This is a genomic window from Niastella populi (assembly GCF_002078015.1).
GTDB classification, from domain to species: Bacteria; Bacteroidota; Bacteroidia; order Chitinophagales; family Chitinophagaceae; genus Niastella; species Niastella populi.
Window position 1 is genome coordinate 344,311 of the sequence record NZ_LWBP01000188.1, and the last position, 20,539, is coordinate 364,849.

General features: G+C 44.4%; 17 protein-coding genes. 13 read left to right on the plus strand and 4 right to left on the minus strand.

The features are described from left to right. Window positions 1–111: 111 nt before the first annotated feature. The 5 genes from A4R26_RS18290 to A4R26_RS34490 all read left to right on the plus strand — a co-directional run bounded on the left by A4R26_RS18290 (window position 112) and on the right by A4R26_RS34490 (window position 6,861). The gene (locus tag A4R26_RS18290) at window positions 112–1,326 is read left to right on the plus strand and encodes a hypothetical protein (protein ID WP_081166075.1); all 1,215 of its coding nucleotides are present in this window, start codon (window positions 112–114) and stop codon (window positions 1,324–1,326) included. A 10-nt stretch (window positions 1,327–1,336) separates the two neighbouring features. Further along, window positions 1,337–1,897, plus strand: a complete 561-nt coding sequence (locus A4R26_RS18295) for a LemA family protein (RefSeq protein WP_081166078.1) — start codon at window positions 1,337–1,339, stop codon at window positions 1,895–1,897. Next, on the plus strand, window positions 1,878–2,279 hold the full coding sequence (locus A4R26_RS18300) for a G protein-coupled receptor family protein (protein WP_081166081.1): 402 nt from the start codon (window positions 1,878–1,880) through the stop codon (window positions 2,277–2,279). The genes A4R26_RS18295 and A4R26_RS18300 overlap by 20 nt, the downstream gene beginning before the upstream one ends. A gap of 237 nt (window positions 2,280–2,516) precedes the next feature. After that, complete coding sequence (gene ileS / locus A4R26_RS18305; protein ID WP_081166084.1) at window positions 2,517–5,969, plus strand: isoleucine--tRNA ligase; 3,453 nt, start codon at window positions 2,517–2,519, stop codon at window positions 5,967–5,969. Window positions 5,970–5,973: 4 nt separating this feature from the next. After that, on the plus strand, window positions 5,974–6,861 hold the full coding sequence (locus tag A4R26_RS34490) for a TraR/DksA family transcriptional regulator (RefSeq protein WP_107685855.1): 888 nt from the start codon (window positions 5,974–5,976) through the stop codon (window positions 6,859–6,861). Window positions 6,862–7,077: 216 nt separating this feature from the next. Here A4R26_RS34490 and A4R26_RS18315 read toward each other — a convergent pair whose 3' ends face one another. Together A4R26_RS18315 and A4R26_RS18320 are read right to left on the minus strand one after the other, a co-directional pair. Continuing rightward, window positions 7,078–9,189: a S9 family peptidase gene (locus A4R26_RS18315; RefSeq protein ID WP_081166087.1), complete on the minus strand. Its 2,112-nt coding sequence runs from the start codon at window positions 9,187–9,189 to the stop codon at window positions 7,078–7,080. A 279-nt stretch (window positions 9,190–9,468) separates the two neighbouring features. Next, entirely contained in the window at window positions 9,469–11,286 is a 1,818-nt protein-coding gene (locus tag A4R26_RS18320) for an ABC transporter ATP-binding protein (protein WP_081166090.1), read from the minus strand. Between the two features lie 68 nt (window positions 11,287–11,354). Here A4R26_RS18320 and rbfA point away from each other — a divergent pair, with 68 nt between their 5' ends. Both rbfA and A4R26_RS18330 read left to right on the plus strand, forming a co-directional pair. Next, a complete protein-coding gene (gene rbfA / locus A4R26_RS18325; RefSeq protein ID WP_081166093.1) occupies window positions 11,355–11,723 on the plus strand; it encodes a 30S ribosome-binding factor RbfA in 369 nt (122 codons plus the stop codon). 165 nt (window positions 11,724–11,888) lie between these two features. Further along, complete coding sequence (locus A4R26_RS18330; protein WP_081166096.1) at window positions 11,889–13,112, plus strand: FtsX-like permease family protein; 1,224 nt, start codon at window positions 11,889–11,891, stop codon at window positions 13,110–13,112. Between the two features lie 87 nt (window positions 13,113–13,199). Here A4R26_RS18330 and A4R26_RS18335 read toward each other — a convergent pair whose 3' ends face one another. Next, window positions 13,200–14,036, minus strand: a complete 837-nt coding sequence (locus tag A4R26_RS18335) for a transketolase (protein ID WP_081166099.1) — start codon at window positions 14,034–14,036, stop codon at window positions 13,200–13,202. 245 nt (window positions 14,037–14,281) lie between these two features. Between A4R26_RS18335 and A4R26_RS18340 the strand changes: the two genes are divergently transcribed. Continuing rightward, the gene (locus A4R26_RS18340) at window positions 14,282–15,415 is read left to right on the plus strand and encodes an MraY family glycosyltransferase (RefSeq protein WP_081166102.1); all 1,134 of its coding nucleotides are present in this window, start codon (window positions 14,282–14,284) and stop codon (window positions 15,413–15,415) included. 217 nt (window positions 15,416–15,632) lie between these two features. After that, a complete protein-coding gene (gene frr / locus A4R26_RS18345) occupies window positions 15,633–16,196 on the plus strand; it encodes a ribosome recycling factor (RefSeq protein WP_081166105.1) in 564 nt (187 codons plus the stop codon). 87 nt (window positions 16,197–16,283) lie between these two features. Here the strand turns inward: frr and A4R26_RS18350 are convergent, their stop codons facing one another. Then, window positions 16,284–17,165: a DMT family transporter gene (locus A4R26_RS18350; protein WP_081166108.1), complete on the minus strand. Its 882-nt coding sequence runs from the start codon at window positions 17,163–17,165 to the stop codon at window positions 16,284–16,286. Window positions 17,166–17,231: 66 nt separating this feature from the next. On the opposite strand from A4R26_RS18350, the gene A4R26_RS18355 reads away from it, so the two are divergent. The 4 genes from A4R26_RS18355 to A4R26_RS18370 all read left to right on the plus strand — a co-directional run bounded on the left by A4R26_RS18355 (window position 17,232) and on the right by A4R26_RS18370 (window position 20,523). Beyond that, on the plus strand, window positions 17,232–17,978 hold the full coding sequence (locus A4R26_RS18355) for a PPK2 family polyphosphate kinase (RefSeq protein WP_081166111.1): 747 nt from the start codon (window positions 17,232–17,234) through the stop codon (window positions 17,976–17,978). An 87-nt stretch (window positions 17,979–18,065) separates the two neighbouring features. Next, the gene (gene mscL, locus A4R26_RS18360; RefSeq protein WP_081166114.1) at window positions 18,066–18,437 is read left to right on the plus strand and encodes a large conductance mechanosensitive channel protein MscL; all 372 of its coding nucleotides are present in this window, start codon (window positions 18,066–18,068) and stop codon (window positions 18,435–18,437) included. Window positions 18,438–18,527: 90 nt separating this feature from the next. Continuing rightward, complete coding sequence (locus A4R26_RS18365) at window positions 18,528–19,460, plus strand: DUF3078 domain-containing protein (protein WP_081166117.1); 933 nt, start codon at window positions 18,528–18,530, stop codon at window positions 19,458–19,460. 238 nt (window positions 19,461–19,698) lie between these two features. Continuing rightward, window positions 19,699–20,523 carry a segregation and condensation protein A gene (locus A4R26_RS18370; RefSeq protein ID WP_081166120.1) on the plus strand — a complete coding sequence of 275 codons (825 nt, stop codon included), beginning with the start codon at window positions 19,699–19,701 and terminating at the stop codon, window positions 20,521–20,523. The last annotated feature ends 16 nt before the right edge of the window (window positions 20,524–20,539 follow it).

Below are 20,539 nucleotides of genomic sequence, written 5' to 3' on the forward strand. Positions count from 1 at the left end.
GCCATTTCAAATCTATAGCATGCCTGCACGAATTTATATTTAGCGCCAACATATTTGTATTACTGCAAATTAATATTTTTCCCATTTGTACATTAGCCCACAATAGTATTGATGAACGAGTTCATAGCATTTTTTACCCGGCATAACGTTTCTAACGCAAGCATTGGTTTTATGATGCTGGCAGGTTGTTTTATTGCCATTTTTCATACGGTAATCCTGTCGGCCCTGTTTCGATTGAATTTTAGAGGCTGGTTGTTTTTTGTAGTTGACCCGTTGCTGATACTTCTGGCAGGTATATTGAACAGGCAGTTGGTATTTCCTGTGTTCTTTTTATTATTTATTTCGGTTTTTGTTTTGGGGATTACAGGTATGATATATGCCGGCTTTATCAAATCAAAAGAAGAAAAAAAGAAACGCGAACAACTAAGGCGACGATATCGTATTGCCCCTAAACCATTATGGAAAAATATTGGCGGGTTTATAGTCGTTGCCCTGTTTTTTGTAAGTTTTTACTATTTAGGTTTTTATTCCGTGTTGCTGCTTTTTATAATTGTCCCTGTACTTTCTGCCATACTGCCCGGTAACAGGAATAAATTTTTAAAGTATCAGGGAACCCTGCCTACTTCAAAAATACGGTCTGTTGCCATGGGGTTGGCAGAAATTGAGGGTTCTCTGGAATGTATAGAACCAATGCTTTCACCCATAAATAATAAGCAATGCATTGGGTACAGATATCGCATAGAAGATATAAGTACAAACAAGGATGGTGACAAAAGCTATACTACTATTTTAGACGAAACTATGTGTAACCCTTTTTATATTTCGGATGAAACCGGTAAAATAAGGGTACACCCAGATAAAATGGAATTTGTATATGTGGCCGAAGATGAAATGTATAGTTCCGGTGGAAAGCGGTATACACAGTTTCTCATAAAGGAAAACGATAAAATGCTGCTCTTAGGCAATTGTGGCTTGGGTGAAAACAATGAACCTGTTTTTGAATACGAAGAGATTAAAAAAGTTTTTGCCATTGCACCTTCAGATAAAATAACACACTACAATACATTTAAGCCATTATTGAATTCTTTTCTGATATTCACCTGTGCTTTTGCATTAATGGTTTCCCTTATTCTCGTTACTCCCATGTATATAAAAGACGGTCAATTAATAATAGAAACACCAGATTTTGAACTTAATTCGAATGCTGTAACTGGTGATGAAAGTACTGAAGAGGTATTGGATGTTCAAAACGAAGGAGACGTGGAAGACGGGCATTTTCAGCCTCACTTAGAAGGACAATCTGTAATACGGGATTCTATAAATTAAGAAAAAAAACATGAATGCAATTATCTCTTATACCATTATCGGTTTATTGGTTATTGGTCTTTTAAGCGTAATTATTTCTGCTTATAATAAGCTTATAATGCTAAAAAACAATGTAAGTAAGGCCTTTTTTAATATTGATGTGTTGTTAAAACAGCGGGCAGATGAAATACCCAACCTTATAAAGGTGGTAAAGGAAAGTATGCATTATGAAGAAACAACACTGGCAGCGTTGACCCGGTTAAGAACCGACTTTTTAAACAGTCATAGAAATGAGGATAGGCTAAAATTATCCAATGAAATGGATAAAATGGTAAAATCAATTTTTGCCGTATCGGAAAATTATCCCGATCTAAAAGCCAACAATAATTTCGTGCTCCTGCAACAAAGGGTTTCGGGAATTGAAGATGCTATTGCAGACCGAAGGGAGTTTTACAATGAAAGCATCAATATGTATAACATTGGTATTGCGGAATTTCCTCCATTGATTCTGGCTAAATTATTGGGCTACCAGGAAAAACAACTTTTACAGATATCAGAAGACGAGAAAAAATATGATGGAATTAAGTTTTGATTTTATTTCCATTTTGGAAACGATAGAGCGACAGCCCGTATATGTAGTTTTTTGGGCAGCATTTGGGATGTTCTTTTGCTCAATAGTCCTGTTCGTACCGGTTATAATTTTAAGAAAGTTAAATAAAACGGCTAAAATTGACAACGGTATAGGTTTGGTTGCAAGCATCCTGCTATTATGTTGGATAATAGGTTTTGTTACCCAAATGATCCTGTTCTTTTCAGGCGTTTCAGGTATAAAATTATTTTTTATCTGGATGGCCATGTTTCTCACTTATGTAGTCTTTGGTGTATTCAATAAAAATATGATCCTAAAATGGAGTGCTACCCTTACCAAAACAAATAAGTCAGCTACCCCGGTGCAGGAACACGAAGCCAAATAATTCCTCGCGGTTTGTTGAAACGTCTATTTCCGTAGAAGATGCAAAAACACTACATGCCGGTTTCTGCGCCGGGTATGCCCCTGACTCCTGACAACCAAAGCTCCACGCTCTGTAACGACCTATGCGCTAACTTTTCAGTACCTTTGCACACTTTTCGGGCTGCGGAATTACCTGTTCTCCAGGCAATTTTGTAAACAGCTGAAATTAAAGTGTTTAAACAGATTTACAGGGAAATATATGTCAGCAAACTACAGAGAGTTTCAGAAATTGAATTTGCCTGTTATAGAACAGGAAATATTGGCTAAATGGAGTGAAAATCAGGCTTTTGAAAAAAGTGTATCACTTCGCAACGATGCTCCTTCATTTGTATTCTATGAGGGGCCGCCCAGCGCCAATGGAATGCCTGGCATTCACCACGTTATCAGCCGCACCCTGAAAGACCTCGTTTGCCGCTATAAAACAATGCGCGGCTTCCAGGTTAACCGTAAGGCCGGCTGGGATACCCATGGACTGCCCATCGAATTAGGCGTTGAAAAAGAACTGGGTATCACTAAAGAAGATATCGGTAAAAAGATCTCTGTTGAAGAATATAACCGCAAATGCCGCGAGGCCGTAATGCGGTACAAAGACAAATGGGACGACCTCACCAGGAAAATGGGCTATTGGGTAAACCTGAGCGATCCTTATATCACCTTCGATAACAATTACATAGAAACCCTCTGGTACCTGCTGAGCAAGCTGTACGAAAAAGGGCTGCTGTACGAAAGCGTAAGCATTCAGCCTTATTCACCCGCCGCCGGCACCGGTTTAAGCTCCCATGAACTGAACCAGCCCGGAACCTATAAAATGGTAAAGGATACCAGCGCCGTGGTAATGTTCAAAGCGGTGAAGGACGAGAAGGCGCAGTTTCTGTATAAAGCTGTTGAAGACGCTCAGGGGGCTGAGCAATCGCGAGCCAACTTAGAACTTAAAACTAAGAACTCAGAACTCTTCTTCCTGGCCTGGACCACCACACCCTGGACTTTACCTTCGAACCTTGGCTTAACGGTAGGGGAGCGTATCACGTATGTGCTGGTACAAACGTTCAACCCCTATACGCATTTACCAATCAACGTAATTCTGGCCAAAGACCTGTTGGGGAAATATTTCAAACCCGAAAACGAAAATACCGGGTTTGAAGAGTACAAGGAAGGTGACAAAACCCTTCCCTGGCGCATACTTACTGAGTTTAAAGGTGCGCAGTTGGAAGGTTGCCAATATGAGCAGTTACTGCCTTTCGAGGCTAACAATATGCAGTCGATAACAGCACTGAATCCTACGGCAAAACCGTTCCGGTTGTTGTTAGGTGATTTCGTAACTACCGAAGATGGTACCGGTATAGTACATACCGCCCCTGATTTTGGTGCAGATGACTTCAGGGTAGGAAGTAAATACAACATCGGCTTTTTCAGCGGTGTAAATAAATATGGAAAACTGGAAAAGCTTGTATTGGTCGATCGCCAGGGCAAATTCGTTGAAGGCGTTGGCGAGTTCAGCAACCGGTATGTAAAGAACTATAAAGACGAAAAAGAGTATGTAGATGTGAACGTAGACATCTGCGTAAAGCTGAAAAAAGAGAACCGCGCCTTCAAGATAGAGAAATATGAGCATAATTATCCCCACTGCTGGCGCACCGATAAACCCGTATTATATTACCCGTTAGATGCCTGGTTTATAAAAACCACCGCGCTGAAAGACAGGCTGGTTGCCCTTAACAAAACCATTAACTGGAAGCCCAAATCGACCGGTGAAGGCCGCTTTGGTAACTGGCTCGAAAATATGGTTGACTGGAACCTGAGCCGCAGCCGCTTCTGGGGCACGGCCTTACCCATCTGGAAAACCGAAGATGGCCTTGAAGAAATATGCATTGGTTCGGTTCCGCAGTTGAAAGAAGAGGCGGCGAAAGCCGACAAGGCGCTGGGTACGAACAATGCGAAGATCATGAGCGACCTCGATCTGCATAAACCTTATGTCGACGATATCGTGCTGGTAAGCGCTTCGGGCAAACCCATGAAACGTGTGCCCGACCTGATAGACGTTTGGTTCGATAGCGGCGCTATGCCCTATGCCCAATGGGGCCTCGACCACGACAAGTTAAAGGCCGGCGATGCGTTTCCTTTCAAGCATCCATTCAACAAAACCTACCCGGCTGATTTTATTGCCGAAGGCGTAGATCAAACCCGCGGCTGGTTCTATACCCTGCATGCCATAGCTGGTCTGTTATTTGATTCTGTTGCCTACAAGACCTGCGTATCGAACGGACTGGTACTTGATAAGAACGGCAACAAGATGAGTAAGCGCCTTGGCAATGTGGTTGACCCGTTCAAAACCATTGAGCAGTATGGCGCTGATGCTACCCGCTGGTACCTCATAACAAATGCCTCGCCCTGGGAGAACATGAAGTTCGACCTGGAAGGCATAAAGGAAGTACAACGCAAGTTCTTCGGCACCTTATATAATACCTATCAGTTCTTTGCGCTGTATGCAAATGTTGATGGATTTTCCTTTAAAGAAGCGTATATACCGCTGGAACAACGGCCCGAGATCGACCGCTGGATCCTTTCTTCTTTAAATACCCTTATAAAAAAGGTTTCAGAGTATATGGACGATTATGAGCCTACCCAGGCCGGTCGCGCCATTGAAGAGTTTATGGATGAGCACCTGAGTAACTGGTATGTGCGGTTGTGCCGCCGCCGGTTCTGGAAAGGGGAGTATGAACATGATAAAGTGTGCGCTTACCAAACCCTGTACGAGTGCCTCGAAACCGTACTGAAACTGATGGCGCCCATATCGCCGTTCTTCAGCGATGCGCTGTTCAGGAACCTGAACGCAGTAACCGGCAGGCATAAGGTAGAATCGGTACACCATGCCGATTACCCCGTTAGTAACGCCGCCGTGGTAGATACTGAACTGGAAGAGCGCATGCGCCTGGCGCAGGATGCCTCATCACTCGTTTTGTCGTTACGTAAGAAAGTGAACATAAAAGTGCGCCAGCCATTGCAAAAAGTACTGGTGCCTGTGTTAGATAAACACATGAAAACCCAGATAGAACTGGTGGAAGACCTGATAAAAAGCGAGGTGAACGTAAAGGAGTTCGAGTACCTGACCGAGGATACCGGTTTTATCAAAAAGAAGATAAAACCCAATTATACGATGCTGGGAAAGAAATTGGGGGGCAAAATGAAAGCGGTGGCAGCAGCATTAACCGCTTTTAGCCAGGAAGACATATCGAAATTGGAAAAAGATGGTAGTATTTCATTGAATATTGAGAACGAACCCTTAATATTACAGACTAATGAAGTAGAGATCACCAGTGAAGATATCCCCGGGTGGATGGTGGCCAATAAAGATGTTCTCACCGTGGCTTTGGATGTAACCGTTACCCCCGAACTGGTCAGCGAAGGAAATGCCCGCGAACTGGTTAACCGTATCCAGAAAATCCGCAAAGACAGTGGTTTTGAACTCACTGATCGAATACTGGTTAAGGTAACCGAACACCAGGAATTGAACCAATCGATCGCCCAATTTAATAATTATATTTGTACGGAAGTTTTGGCAGATAAAATTGAACTTGTACCTGAATTACCAGATGGCACCGAAATTGAAGTGAACGATATTCCATTAAAAGTGTTCGTTACAAAAAAAGCGTAAAAGTATGGCAACCAAGAAAAAGGCGGCCAAGCCAGCAAAAAAAACGATTGCCCCCAAAAAGCCAGCCCGAACGGCAGGCGGGGCAGCCAAACCTGCTGCTAAAAAAGTAGTTGCTAAAAAGGAAATTAAGCCTGCTGCAAAAAAGACAGTTAAACCTGTGGAAAAGAAGGCTCCGGCAAAACCGCAGCCCGTTGCTCACCACCAGGTTGCTACCAAAGCGCATGCAAAACCTGCCGCAACTGCCGCTGCCGTAAAACCAGTTGCCAAACCCGTTGAAATAAAGGACGTTAAAGAAGTTAAAAAAGCTGTGGAGGCTCCTGTAAAGGTTGAAAAGCCGGAGGTAAAGGTAGAGGTGAAAAAGCCCGAACCGGTTATACCCCCGCCGCCACCTAAAAAACCGGAGCCGCCGAAACCAGTAAAAGTGGTGATACCGGAGATAAAAACTAAAACGTCGCGCAGGTACGAACCGGAATTCACAAAATCAGTATTAGATCAACCAGAAAATATTCAAACAGGACCAACCATGAGATATAGTGATGCCGAACTTAGCGAGTTCAAAGAGCTGATATTAAAAAAAGCAGAGCAGGCAAAAAAAGAATTGGCCTACTTACAGGGTTTAATAACCCGTAAAGATGAAATGGGTGGCGATGAGAACGAAAATCGCTACATGACGATGGAAGATGGAAGCATGAGTATGGAAAGGGAACAGTTGGCCCAAATGGCCAGCCGTCAGATCAATTACATTGATCACCTCGAGAAAGCTCTGATGCGCATCGAAAACAAAACATACGGCATTTGCCGTGTAACCGGTAAACTTATCGATAAAGCCAGGTTACGGGCTGTTCCGCATGCTACCCTGAGCATCGAAGCCAAGCAAATGATGAACAAATAAGCATCGCCTGCTTTAAATAATCGATTGGTTATCATTCTGCTTGAAGTGGAACCGGGTTTCTATACAAGTTACTTATTGAAATAATTAAGCCCCCTGATAGAATCGGGGGGCTTTTGTTTGAAGTAGGAAATAATTGCTGATTTGCGATTTCGAGATTTTGAGATTTGCCCCGGTTTTACATTTCCGATAAATCTCAAAATCTCTAAATCCCCAATCTCAAAATCCTTTTTGTGCCTCCGGCGCCCAGAACACAGCAGGCATCGGCTTTTCCAACAAATACTGGTAATAGAATTTGTACGCCTCATAGCGGTTGTGCACTCCCTTCAGGCCCATAATACTGTGCCGCTCGCCGGGGTAGGCCATGAACTCAAAATGCTTTTTCAGGTCTTCCAGTTTATCTATGAATACAAGACTGTTCTGCATATGCACATTGTCGTCAGATGTGCCATGTACAATACGTAACAGGCCCTTATATTTTTCGGCATAGGTCATTACCGATGTGATCTTATAGCCATCAGGATTATCCTGCGGCGTGTTCATGAACCGTTCGGTATAATGGGTATCATAAAATTTCCAGTCGGTAACCGATGAATTGGCAATGCCATACGGGAACACATCGGCACCATAGGTAAGCGCCATACAGGTCATATAACCACCAAAACTGCCACCGGTAATGCACAGTTTATTGCTATCTACCCAGGGCTGTTTCTTTAACCACCGGCCACAGGTCATATAATCCTCTATTTCGTGTTTACCCAACTGGCGGAAGATGTAGTTCAATCCCTTCTTGCCAAAATGCCCGCTGCTGCGGTTATCGAAAGCCACCTGTATCATGCCTTCCTGTGCAAACCATTGAACAGGGGAAACGGTTGGTTTCCAGCGATCGTAAACAGTGCCGGCATTGGGGCCGCCATAGATGCTTATGAGCACCGGGTATTTTTTATTGGGGTCGAAGTTGATGGGGTAGGTGATAGATACAGGCAGTTCGAAAACTCCATCGGCAGAAGGCACCCGTACAATTTCGGTCTTTGGTAAGTTATAGTCGCTGAAACTGCTTCCCTTCATGTTGGCCACTTCCCGTACGATCTTTCCTTTGGCGTCAACCACGGCCATTGCCGGCGGGGTATTCAGGTTGCTATAGATCGTAATAAAATAGTTGCCATTGGGCGATACGCTAAAGAAATCATGACTGAAATCGCCAAAGCTCAGGCGGGTGACCCCTTTTCCGTTCAGGCTGGCTTTATACAGGTCGAAACGGGTTGAGTTCTCTTTACGCGCCCTGAAATATACCACCCCGGCCTTCTCGTCGATCTTTGCAATGCCGGTGCCCCAGAAATTGCCGGTAGTAATGGCGTTCTTCAACTGGCCATTGTTATCGTAGTAATACAGGTTATCCCAGCCATCACGGTCGCTTTTTATAATACAACCCTTACCTGATGAAAGGAAAGTGATGCGTTCCGTATCATCGAGATCGATCCAGGTGTCCTGTTTTTCATTATACATTTCTTTTTTGCTGCCGTTGGCGAGGTCGATGCTATAAACCTTCAGGTTGTTCTGTTTACGGTTCATCCATTGTACCCATAACTGACCGTCGGGCGACCAGGCCGGAGTGCCGAAATACTGGTCGTCTTTTTCATTGAAATCGGCCCACACTACGTTTCCGCCATCAACCGCTGCAATACCGATCTTTACTTCGGGGTTCTTATCACCGGCTTTGGGATAGCGGGTGTTTTCGAGATAGCCATGCTGGCCATCGGCAACATAAATTGGGAATACCGGCACCTGCGATTCGTCGAAACGCATGAAACAGAGGCGTTTGCTGTCATCGCTCCACCAGAAAGCTTTGTACCTGCTGGCACGCCCCAGGATCTCTTCATAATATACCCAGGAAGCATAGCCGTTTAAAACGGTAGCGGAACCATCGGAAGTAAGGGCGGTTTCGTTACCCGTGGCTATATTCCTGATATACAGGTTATTGTCCTTTTTGGTATAGGCTGCCCATTTGCGATCGGGCGAATAAGTTGTATTAACGCTGCCGGCTATCGACACTTCGGGGGGCGTCATTAATCCGCCATCGGGGTGCGGAACCGATTTACCGGTTTTAACGTCAACCAGGTATGTGGCAACCCTGCCGCTGGGTTCTTTCCGGATAAGAACATAATGGGTATCGTCTGTCCACCCCTTGATCGAAGGCAGCGGTTGAACGGCATTTGTTTCGCTGTTCCTGAATATTTGTTCAAATGTGAAGTTTTGCTTTTGAGCGTGGGTACCAACAGCAATCAAAAGCAGGAATGGCAGTACCATTCCTTTTGCAGCAGCCATTTTCATGTAGTGATGTTATTATTTTAGATAGAAAATTAGCCAATTAGATAATTTGATGGCGGTTTCAGGGGTGAATGGTTCAATCAATTGACGATAGGCAGACAGTTCACAGTTCATAGTTCACAGTTCATAGTTCATAGTTCACAGTTCACAGTTCATAGTTCATAGTTGGCAGTTCCCGGTCCCCGGTTCTCAGGTTCCGGTTGCAGAACCTGGAAATGTTGAGCTGTTTACTATTTTTCAGGCGCCCTGAATGAGGGGAGCCCGGAAACCGGCATCCGGTAACTATTTCACTTCCTGCATGTCTACCAGCTTCTTATAAAATCCGTTATGGGCTATCAGCGTATCGTGGGTGCCGCGTTCAACGATCCTGCCTTTCTGCAAAACGATGATCTCATCGGCATGGCGAATGGTGCTGAGGCGGTGCGCGATAACAATGCTGGTACGGTTGGCCATCATTTTATTGATGGCATCCTGAACCAGGCGTTCGCTTTCGGTATCGAGGGAAGAAGTGGCCTCGTCAAGAATAAGAATGGGCGGGTTTTTGAGAACGGCGCGGGCAATGGTCACCCGTTGGCGTTCGCCACCGCTGAGCTTGCTGCCGCGGTCGCCTATATTGGTTTGATAGTTCTCTTCTTTTTGCATGATGAAATCGTGCGCGTTGGCCACTCGGGCTGCCTGCTCAATTTCATCAATATCGGCTACGGGGTTGCCGAGGGCGATGTTGGAGGCAATGCTGTCATTGAACAGGATGGGTTCCTGGGTAACGATACCCATTTGATCGCGTAACGATAACAGCGAATACTCCTTGATATTAACGCCATCGATCAGCAATTCGCCGGTAGTGGCATCATGAAAACGGGGTACCAGGTCGGCCAGTGTGCTTTTACCGGCGCCGGACGAACCTACCAGGGCAACGGTTTTACCCTTTTCAACTGTAAGGTTGATATTATCGAGAATGGTTATGTCGTCGTATTTAAAAGTTACATTTTTGAATTCGATGGCCTTTTCGAAAGAATGCAGGTGACGGGGATTTTCGGCTTCCTTTACCGCCAGCGGGGCTGTAAGTACGCTTTCGATACGCTCGATGGCGGCGGCGCCGCGGCGCATGTTATAAAAAGCCTGGGAAAGCGATTTGGAGGGCTGAATGATCTGGTAGAACACTGCCAGATAAGTAATAAAGGCTTCGGAGCTTAGCAGCTTGTTGTCAAATACCATTTGTCCTCCGATCCAAAGGATGCAGCTAAAGATCATAACACCCAGAAACTCAGACATGGGCGAGGCCAGGTCGCGGCGGAAGGCCATTTGGATACGCAGTTTATTCAGCAGGTTATTAGTGCCAAAAAAGCGGTTACGCATCAGCTTTTCGGCATTAAAGGCTTTTACTACCCGTAAACCGCCCAGCGTTTCATCAAGGATGCTTAACAGCAACCCCTGTTGTTCCTGCGCTTCGCCCGATTGTCTTTTAAGTGTACGGCCTACCCTGCCCAAAATAAAACCGGCTAAGGGTAACAATACCAGCATTACCAGCGATAACATGGGACTTAAAAATATCAGGAATGCCAGCACGATGAGGATGTTCAGCGGATCTTTGATAAGGCCTTCGAGTGTGCCGATTACGCACCACTCGATCTCATTCATGTCGTTACTCATACGCGACATCATATCGCCCTTGCGCTGGTCGGTGAAATAACTTACCGGCAGTATCAGGATCTTATCGTAAAGGTCTTCCCGGAAGTTGGTCATAATCCGGTTGCGCATGGGTATCAACACGCGGTACGACAGGTATAAGAAGAGGTTTTTAAATAATATAGAGGTAATGATGGCAATACAAACGACCATCAGGGCCTGTGAAGGCCCGTAGGTTGTTTTCAGGTACGACAACCCATATTTCAACAGCTCCATTATGCCATCGGAAGTAAAAACAACTGGTGGTTTTTGGGTGAGGGGAGGATCGTTGGAAAATAACAGCTTTAAAAAGGGAGCCAGCATACCCAGTGAAACCAGGGAGAAAACTATTGATAAGAGGTTGAAAACTACATACAATACGATCTTTCCCTTCTGGTCCTTCAGGTAAAAGAAAATCCTTGAAAATCGCTTCATGAATCAGTTAAAATAATGAGTAAACGGTGCAAAGTAACTAATTTTACGGCTATTAAACCGTTAATGAAATGCAAGAAGGGAAACGCCAAAAACAGGTGGGAAGTTTATTGAATGAAGAATTAAATTTAATTTTTCAACGGCTGGGGCTGAATATGATCGATGGCGGCATGGTATCTATCTCGTCGGTAAAGATCACTCCCGACCTGCTGGAAGCGCGTATATACCTGAGCTTTTTTCAGGTAAAGGACGCACAGGAGGCCCTGAAGAAAGTAGAAGAAAGGGCCTGGGAAATAAAACGGGAGCTTACCAGCCAGGTGGCCAAACAATTACGCCGCATGCCCGAACTCAGGTTCTTCCTCGATGATACGCTCGACCATGTGTTCAAAATGGAAGAGTTGTTCAAAAAGATCAATGACGAGAACAAGGATAAGAAATAGCCGGTTACAGGTTCCCGCTTTGCGGGGGTTGCAGGTTCAGGGCGCCATATTCGAGGCTCCCGGCAGCCTATCAACATCCTGAAACTGTAAGCTGAAATGTGTTTTGTGAAGAAAGCGATGGAAATAGCACGAATTAACCTGATACCATAAATCAAACAAATTCTATTGAACTTCCTTTTCGCCTGGCGATATTTTAAGGCCAAAAAAAGCACCAATGCCATCAATGTAATAGCATGGGTGAGCATAGTGGCTATTATGGGTATCACGTTTGCGTTTATCGTCGTGTTGAGCGTATTCAATGGTTTTGAAGGGCTGGTAAAGTCGTTGTACTCTTCGTTCTACCCCGATCTGAAAGTATCAGCGGCATCGGGGAAGACGATCATGCTTACCCCTGAACAGTTGCAAAAACTGTCGGCCGTTAAAGGCGTTAATACCTATAGCCTTGTAGCGGAAGAAAAAACGGTGCTTATAAACGGCGACATACAGGTGATCGTTACGCTTAAAGGCGTAGATACATCCTATGAATCGGTGGCCGGTGTTTCCCAAAAATTGATTCGCGGTAATTTTCAAACCGGCAGTACCGATGAGCCATCGCTGGTGTTGGGAAATGGAGTCGAGAATGCCGTGGGTATAGAAAGCGATAAATACCTGTACCCGCTTACCGTGTACTCTTTCAAGCGGGGTATGAATATAAGCCTTACAGATCCTTCGCAGTCTTTTGCCGCAGCGAATATAAATACCTCCGGTACTTTTTTAATTCAGCAGGATATCGATAACAAATACGCCATCACCAATATCGGTTTCATGAAACTGATGATGGGGCTGGGGCCCGATGAATACAGCGGTATTGAGATCGCAATGCATACCGGTTATGAGGCGGAGGATGTAAAAAGGGGAATTCAGCAATTACTGGGCGCCTCTTATAAAGTAGAAACAAAATATGAGCAGAACCAGAGTTTGTACAGTGTAATGAACCTGGAAAAATGGTTTATTTATGGTGTACTTACCTTAATGCTTATTGTTGCCGCCTTTACAATGATCGGCAGCCTTACCATGCTGGTGCTGGAAAAGCAAAAGGATATACAGGTGTTGAAATCAATGGGCGCCAATAACAACCTTATACAAAAGATATTTTTAACTGAAGGCCTGCTGCTGGCAGGTATTGGCAGTATTACCGGGGTATTGCTGGCCGTTGTATTTTGCTGGGCGCAGGTTAAGTATAAGATCATTGCCATTCAGGGCGGCACTTTCCTTATAGATTACTATCCTGTGCAGTTGGTAGCTTCCGATTTTATACTGGTTTTACTAACGGTATCGTTGGTAGCTTTTCTGGCTTCCTGGTTCCCATCGCGCAAGGCGGCCATGCAGCCGATAGAGTTGAGGAGCTGACATTGAATTATAGTTATTGCATTATTATATAAACAAAAGGTCTGTCCCATCCGGAACAGACCTTTTAATATGTTTACAGGAACTGTATTAATAATCACCTATAGTTTCAGGTAACTGAGCCAGGGCTTTAGCCAGCTGCTCATCATTAGGCGCAATGCCATGCCATTCGTGATGACCTTCCATAAAGTCAACACCGGCGCCCATTACCGTTTTCATCAAAATAGCCACCGGTTTGCCTTTGCCCAAACGGGATTTAGCCTGTTCAAGACCTGCTACTACTGCGTCGATATCGTTACCTTTTTCAAGAACCATCACATCCCAGCCAAAAGCGGTGAATTTGGCATTCAGATCGCCCAGGGCCAGTACTTTATCTGTAGGACCATCGATCTGCTGGCCGTTCCAGTCAATAGTTGATATAAGGTTATCAACTTTATTATGGGCAGCGAACATAATAGCCTCCCAGTTTTGACCTTCATCGAGCTCGCCATCGCCATGTAAAGAATAAACTACGTTTTTCTCGCCATTCAGCTTTTTCGATAAGGCTACGCCGAGGGCAACACTCATACCCTGACCGAGTGAACCGCTGGCAATACGAATACCAGGCAGGTGCTCATGAGTAGCAGGGTGGCCTTGTAAACGGGAGTCTATTTTACGAAAAGTAGATAGTTCTTTTACGTCGAAATAACCCGCGCGGGCCAATGTTGAATAAAATACCGGTGATATGTGTCCATTTGACAATATGAATACATCCTCATTGCGTGCTTCCATGGAAAACTGAGGATTATGCTGCATTACTTTAAAATATAATGCGGTAAAATACTCGGTACAACCCAGTGAACCCCCGGGGTGACCACTGGCACAACCATGAACCATACGAACGATATCCCTGCGAATTTGAGTAGCGATGTCCTTTAATGCTGGCATAGCAAGATTAAAATTTGGTTGCAAAACTACAGGAAATGTGATTTGAATCAATAAATCAAATTAAACTTTCCCAATATTTTTATATCAAAGCCCGTTGGTATAAGGATTATTCTGTATCCAAAGTAAGTGTTATTAATAGTTGGAATTACGAAAATGTACTGTAATTTGCGTTGCTTTGTGTTTATGAGCCCAACCGGCCCGATTGGTAGCACGTATCATATTCCAGGACTTACAAAATCAGGCTGATGTTTGATGTATTATTTTCTATAGCTATTTCATTTGCGATCACCTTTTTAGCTATTCCGGTAATTATTACCGTAGCAGAGCAGAAAAAATTGTTTGACATTCCTGACGAGAGAAAAGTGCATCAGAGCCCAATTCCGTCCTTAGGTGGACTTGGGATCTTCGCGGGGTTTATGCTGGCATGTCTTATAGCCATCCCATATCAATCGGCTACCGATTTTCAATTCTATTTTGCTGCAGCCTTTGTTATCTTCTTCCTTGGGTTGAAAGATGACATTCTGGTTATATCTCCCATAAAGAAATTCATTGGCCAGGTACTGGCGGCATTTCTGGTAATATATAAAGGGAACATTCAGATAAAAAGCATGTATGGCTTTATGGGCATACATGAGTTGCCTGAAATGTTCAGCCTGTTATTGACCTATCTTACCGTTATCGTTATCATCAACTCGTTTAACCTGATCGATGGTATCGATGGCCTTGCGGGCACACTTGGTTTGATGGCTTCAGCCTTGTTTGGTTTATATTTCTTACAGGTTAACATGCTGGCTTACTCTGTACTGGCCTTCTCCCTGGCGGGCAGCTTAATGGCTTTTTTGATCTTCAACTTTCAACCGGCAAAAATATTCATGGGCGATACGGGGTCGTTACTTATAGGATTGGTGAACGCTATACTCGTTGTGAAATTCATCAATGTGGCCAATCAAACCGATATCGCTGTTCCTGTTATTGCTTCACCGGCCATCAGTGTTGCCATTCTGGTAATACCTTTGATGGATACCTTACGCGTGTTTGCGATCCGTACCTTCCACCGCCGTTCGCCTTTTAGTCCCGACAGAAATCACATTCATCACCTGTTGCTCGACAGAGGCCTTTCGCACCGGAATATAACCCTGCTGCTGGTATCGATAAACTTACTGTTCATACTGGCTGCCTATGCAGGCCGTAACCTGGGTTGCACCTGGATCATTCTGGCCATCTTAACCGTTTTCTTTTCGGGTATCGCAGCCTTGTATTATACCCGTCCGCGGGCACGCCTGTTTGTTGCCAAAACACTGGAAGCTCCGGAAGGGGAGTTGAAAACTTCCAAGATCGTTCCACTCACGACCGATACTATTTTGGAACATAAAAACTAGTTGCCGGTTCCCGGGTACCTGTTACCGGGGAATACCTGCTGTTCTGAACCCTGCAACATCTTTAGCGTCCGTGCCAGGCTACGTTTCAGGCTTACAGGCTGGCCGTAAACTGCCGGAAGAGGCTTTTTCAATCATGAACCTTCCAACCTCCGGCATGCATCCCGCAACCCCTTTAGAAAAATTTAAGTAGGTTTGCAGGCATTTAATATTTCTTCCTATGTCAGATGAATTAAATATTATTAAGGAATTAGCCCAGGAGGGCATGGAAAAAGCCATTAACCACCTGGAAACAGAATTAGTGAAAGTACGTGCCGGTAAAGCCAATCCAAACCTGGTCGACGGCATTGTAGTTGATTATTACGGAACGCCAACACCTATTAGCCAGGTTGGTAATATTTCGGTAGCCGATGCGCGCACCCTCAGTATTCAGCCCTGGGAAAAAAATATGCTTCAGCCCATTGAAAGGGCCATCATTGCCGCCAACATCGGCATCAACCCGCAGAATGACGGCAACATGATCAGGTTATTTATGCCGCCTTTGACCGAAGAAAGGCGTAGAGAACTGGTGAAAAGATCGCAGGGTGAAGGCGAACATTCAAAAGTGGCTATCCGCAACATCCGCCGCGATGCCATGGAGCAGGTAAAGAAACTGCAAAAGAACGGGTTGAGCGAAGATGTTTGTAAAGACGCCGAAAAGAATATTCAGGAAACAACCGACCGCTTTATTGCGTTGGTTGATAAACACCTGGCGGCGAAAGAAAAAGAGATCATGACCGTTTAAGAAATTTCTGATTGTAAGATTTAGAGATTTTGGGATTTATCTGGTTTCAGCTAAATCTCTAAATCTCTAAATCTCAAATATTACCTCTTACTTCTGCTTCTTTCTCGTAGTAATATACACGCCAGTAAGTATAATCATCAAACCAGCTACCTGCCACCCATTGATCGTTTCTCCTGCCAGCAATCCCCACGATAAAGCAATAAACGGAATGCCGTAAGTGACCATGGAGGCAAATAACCCGCCGGCCCTTTTTATCAGCACATAAAAAAGTATAGTGGCTACGGCAGTTCCCATAATGCCCAGCAATGACGAGGCGCCGCCCGACCAAAGAAGTTCTTTTTGAGTGAGCGGCAGGGAAAAATAACCCGTTGCCCAAAGAATGATGAAGCAGGGCACCAGCAGCAGGGCAAAACTTACCGCAACCACCGCCAGCGAAGAGGTTTGTTGTAAATGCCGGCCAACCAGGTTAATGTTCAGCCCATATAAAACAGTAGCCACCAGCGCAAATGATGCATAGGAAAGGAACTGCAAATTCACACTGCCTTTTGCGAATAACAATACCAGCATTCCGACCATGGCGATCATAACCCCAACCAGTTTATGTAGCTGAAATACCTGGCCGAAAAATAACAAACCGGTGAAGATCGTAAACACAGGTGTGAGTGAATTGAGAAATCCTGCAAGAGAACTGTCGATCTTCATTTCTGCCAGGCAAAACAGGTAAGCGGGAAAGAAGCTGCCCAGTAACCCGGAAAGAAAAACATATCCCAGTTTATTGAGCGGAATATTTTTCCATTGGTGTACAGCCACAGGCAGTAATACAAGGCCGGCGCTTAAGATACGGATGGTGGCCACCTGGTATGCACTTAAATGTGCCAGGCCTTCTTTTATCAGAATAAATGAGCTGCCCCAAATGATACAAAGCGCAATAAAAACGACTATGTTGATGAACGCCCCCCTGTACGACATGTAAATATTTGTTCAAAAATCAGGTATTCCATTTGAAATGTAATAATTTGAAACAAACATATTTCAATGGCTAATATAAAACTGAAGGATATCAGTACCAGGGCGCCAAAGGACTGGGATAAAGAGCAAACCAAGGCAACAACGGAAGGCATACTCGAAAAACTAAATGAGCTGCAGAACCTGTTGTTTGCCGAATCGAAACATTCAGTGCTGGTAATATTGCAGGGCATGGATGCCAGTGGTAAAGATGGCCTTATAAGAAAAGTATTCGGAACGCTGAACCCGCAGGGCGTTCGCGTGCAATCGTTCAAAGTGCCAACCGAACTGGAGCTCAGTCACGATTTTTTATGGCGTATACACGCGGTGGCGCCCCCAAAAGGCATCATTCAAATTTTTAACCGTAGCCATTATGAAGATGTTCTGGTAACCCGGGTGCATAAATGGATAGATGATAAAACAGCCAAAAAGCGCATCAGGGCCATCAATGATTTTGAACAGTTGCTGCAGGAACATAACAGCACCGTAATATTGAAATTCTACCTTCATATATCGCCCGAAGAGCAGGAACAACGGTTGCAGGAGCGCATTCATAACCCCACCAAACAGTGGAAATACAATGAGAAGGATTTTGAAGAAGCCAAACTATGGGATGATTACCAGGCTGTTTATGAAGATTGTTTTGAACAATGCAATGATGTGCCCTGGACAATTGTTCCCGCCGATCAGAACTGGTATAAAGAATATGTGATTGCGAATACCCTGCTTAAAGCCCTTGAAAAACTGAATATGCAGTACCCCGGTATAAAGAAATGAACGGCCTGTGTATATTAAAGCGAAAGCGGATATTCGAAAAATTGATATATTAGAAGTAAATATCATTAACAACTAAAACTATTTATTATGGGAATGACGAAAGAATTCAGGACGTTTGCCCTCAAGGGAAACGTAGTTGACCTGGCAATGGGTGTTATCATAGGCGCGGCTTTCAGCAGTATCGTTAGTTCACTTGTTGATGATGTTATTACGCCACTATTATTGAAACCGGCTTTGGAAGCGGCTAACCTGCAGGACTTAGACAAGTTGGTAATAATGGGGACGGTAAAAATCGGATCGTTCTTATCAGCTGTTATTAAATTTTTGCTTATTGCCTTTATTCTGTTCCTGATAGTAAAAGGTATTAACCGCTTCAAGAAAAAACAAGAGGCGGCAGCTCCGGTTACTCCCGAGGAAATCGTTTTGTTACGGGAAATTCGCGATTCGTTAAAGAAATAGTCTATAGGAAATAGATCACGTGTTTTTATATTTGCAAGGCATTTTGAATCACATTCAAAATGCCTTTTTTTAATTCTATATTAATACCGTATGCTAAAAGTTACACTGGCGCTAACTTTTTTAATGATAACGTTTACCTGCCTGGCGCAGGATAAAACCGTACAGGAACTAAGGGGCGAATTAGCAAAAGCGATCAAAAAGGAGGCAAGCGATACTACAGTCAAAACCTGGAAAACAGGCGGTATGTTCAATGCCACTGTAGGGCAAACCTCGCTCTCCAACTGGGCGGCCGGCGGCGATCAGTTCTCCTTTAATTCGAATGGGTTGCTGAACGCATTTGCATTTTATAAAAAAGGCATTCATTCCTGGGACAATAACATAGACCTGGAAATCGGGTATATTAACTCCACTTCACTGGGCACCCGTAAAACCAACGACCGCATAGATGTATTGTCAAAGTACGGTTGCCAGCTCTTTGATCATATGTTCCTGACCGGGCTGTTTAACTTCCGCTCACAATTCACAGACGGGTATACTTATCCTAATGATACCACCAAAATAAAACAGTCGACATTTATGGCGCCGGCCTATGTGATCGTTGCGGCGGGTATGGACTGGAAACCCAGTACAACATTTTCGCTGTTCCTTTCACCCATCACTACGCGCTGGGTAATTGTACGTGATGATGAATTATCGGCTAAAGGCGCTTATGGCGTAGATACCGGCAAAACCTCACGTAATGAGATCGGTGCTTATTTAACAGCCACCGTAAACCGCGAGATCATAAAAAATTTAACCTACAAGGCCAAGCTCGATCTGTTCTCCAACTACAAACACAATCCCGAAAACATCGACCTGTTCATGACCAACCTGCTATCCATGAATGTGTACAAAGGTTTTTCCTTTAATGTCGGCGTTGACATGGTTTATGACGACGATGTGAAGACCTTTGGAAAAGACAAAAATGCGGCCCGGTTGCAGGTAAGGCAGTTTATTGGCATTGGCTATCAGCGGAAATTCTAAATATTTGATTTTTAAGGGCTGGCGATGAGTTCAATAACCCGAAAATAGCGAAGCCCAATCCCGGAACCAGGTAACCGGGAACCTGGTAACTGAAAAGAAACTTCCTTTTCACAACTTATATACAAAATCGGGGAACGCTGGCTTCTGATTTCCTCCGATTGTTTTTTTGGCGTAGGTTTGTTGGCTCCCGCTGCCGGCAGGGATTTCGCCGGCAGGGCAGGAAAAAAATCAGCAACAAGTGAGTCAACCATCGTATCAGATCAAGTTACCGCAGTTTGAAGGTCCGTTCGACCTGTTACTGTTCTTCATTGAACGGGATGAACTGGATATTTATAATATTCCTATCAGTAATATCATCAAGGATTTCCTTGACTATATTCATGGCCAGGAGCAGTTGAACATAGAGCTTTCGAGCGAGTTCATTTTGTTCGTATCAACGCTTATGCGTATTAAGGCCCGCATGTTGCTTCCCCGTAAAGAGCTGGATGCGCAGGGCAATGAAATAGATCCCCGCCAGGAACTGGTTGACAAGATCCTTGAGTACAAACGCTTTAAGGAAGCATCGGCCAGGATGGCTGAAATGGAAGCCATTCGCATGCTGATGGTGCGCCGTGGCAACCTCGCCAAAGAAATTGCCGCCATTGGTGAAGAAAGTGGAGAGGGAACTGAAATTCAAACCATTACGCTTTTCAAATTGATGAAAACATTTGAGAAGGTAATGAAACGCGTTGACCAGCGGAATGTGAAGCCCGTGCATACAGTTGTGAAATACAACTATACCATGGAAGAAAGCCGCCATTATGCATTGGAAACGGTGAAAAAAGAAAAGGTAATGGCGTTTGAAAAAGTATTCGACATTTGTAAAGACCGTATACACGCCATCTTTTTATTCCTTTCGGTGCTGGAGCTTATTCAAATGAAGTACATGACCATTATGGTTGGTGAAGGCCGCAACAACTTCCTGGTTGAATGGAACGAGAACTGGGAGCAGGATATTGATCCCAATCAGCCGCCGATCAATCCTGATGACGATCCTGACAGACAACCGGAATCGGTATTATAATGTGATAATTCGATAA

Coding starts and splice junctions, on each gene's coding strand:
- A4R26_RS18335 (WP_081166099.1), bottom strand. CDS start 14,036: ATGCCAGCATTAAAGGACATCGCTACTCAAATTCGCAGGGATATCGTT.
- A4R26_RS18300 (WP_081166081.1), top strand. CDS start 1,878: ATGATGGAATTAAGTTTTGATTTTATTTCCATTTTGGAAACGATAGAG.
- ileS (WP_081166084.1), top strand. CDS start 2,517: ATGTCAGCAAACTACAGAGAGTTTCAGAAATTGAATTTGCCTGTTATA.
- A4R26_RS18295 (WP_081166078.1), top strand. CDS start 1,337: ATGAATGCAATTATCTCTTATACCATTATCGGTTTATTGGTTATTGGT.
- mscL (WP_081166114.1), top strand. CDS start 18,066: ATGGGAATGACGAAAGAATTCAGGACGTTTGCCCTCAAGGGAAACGTA.
- A4R26_RS18315 (WP_081166087.1), bottom strand. CDS start 9,189: ATGAAAATGGCTGCTGCAAAAGGAATGGTACTGCCATTCCTGCTTTTG.
- A4R26_RS34490 (WP_107685855.1), top strand. CDS start 5,974: ATGGCAACCAAGAAAAAGGCGGCCAAGCCAGCAAAAAAAACGATTGCC.
- rbfA (WP_081166093.1), top strand. CDS start 11,355: ATGCAAGAAGGGAAACGCCAAAAACAGGTGGGAAGTTTATTGAATGAA.
- A4R26_RS18320 (WP_081166090.1), bottom strand. CDS start 11,286: ATGAAGCGATTTTCAAGGATTTTCTTTTACCTGAAGGACCAGAAGGGA.
- A4R26_RS18355 (WP_081166111.1), top strand. CDS start 17,232: ATGGCTAATATAAAACTGAAGGATATCAGTACCAGGGCGCCAAAGGAC.
- frr (WP_081166105.1), top strand. CDS start 15,633: ATGTCAGATGAATTAAATATTATTAAGGAATTAGCCCAGGAGGGCATG.
- A4R26_RS18340 (WP_081166102.1), top strand. CDS start 14,282: ATGTTTGATGTATTATTTTCTATAGCTATTTCATTTGCGATCACCTTT.
- A4R26_RS18350 (WP_081166108.1), bottom strand. CDS start 17,165: ATGTCGTACAGGGGGGCGTTCATCAACATAGTCGTTTTTATTGCGCTT.
- A4R26_RS18365 (WP_081166117.1), top strand. CDS start 18,528: ATGCTAAAAGTTACACTGGCGCTAACTTTTTTAATGATAACGTTTACC.
- A4R26_RS18290 (WP_081166075.1), top strand. CDS start 112: ATGAACGAGTTCATAGCATTTTTTACCCGGCATAACGTTTCTAACGCA.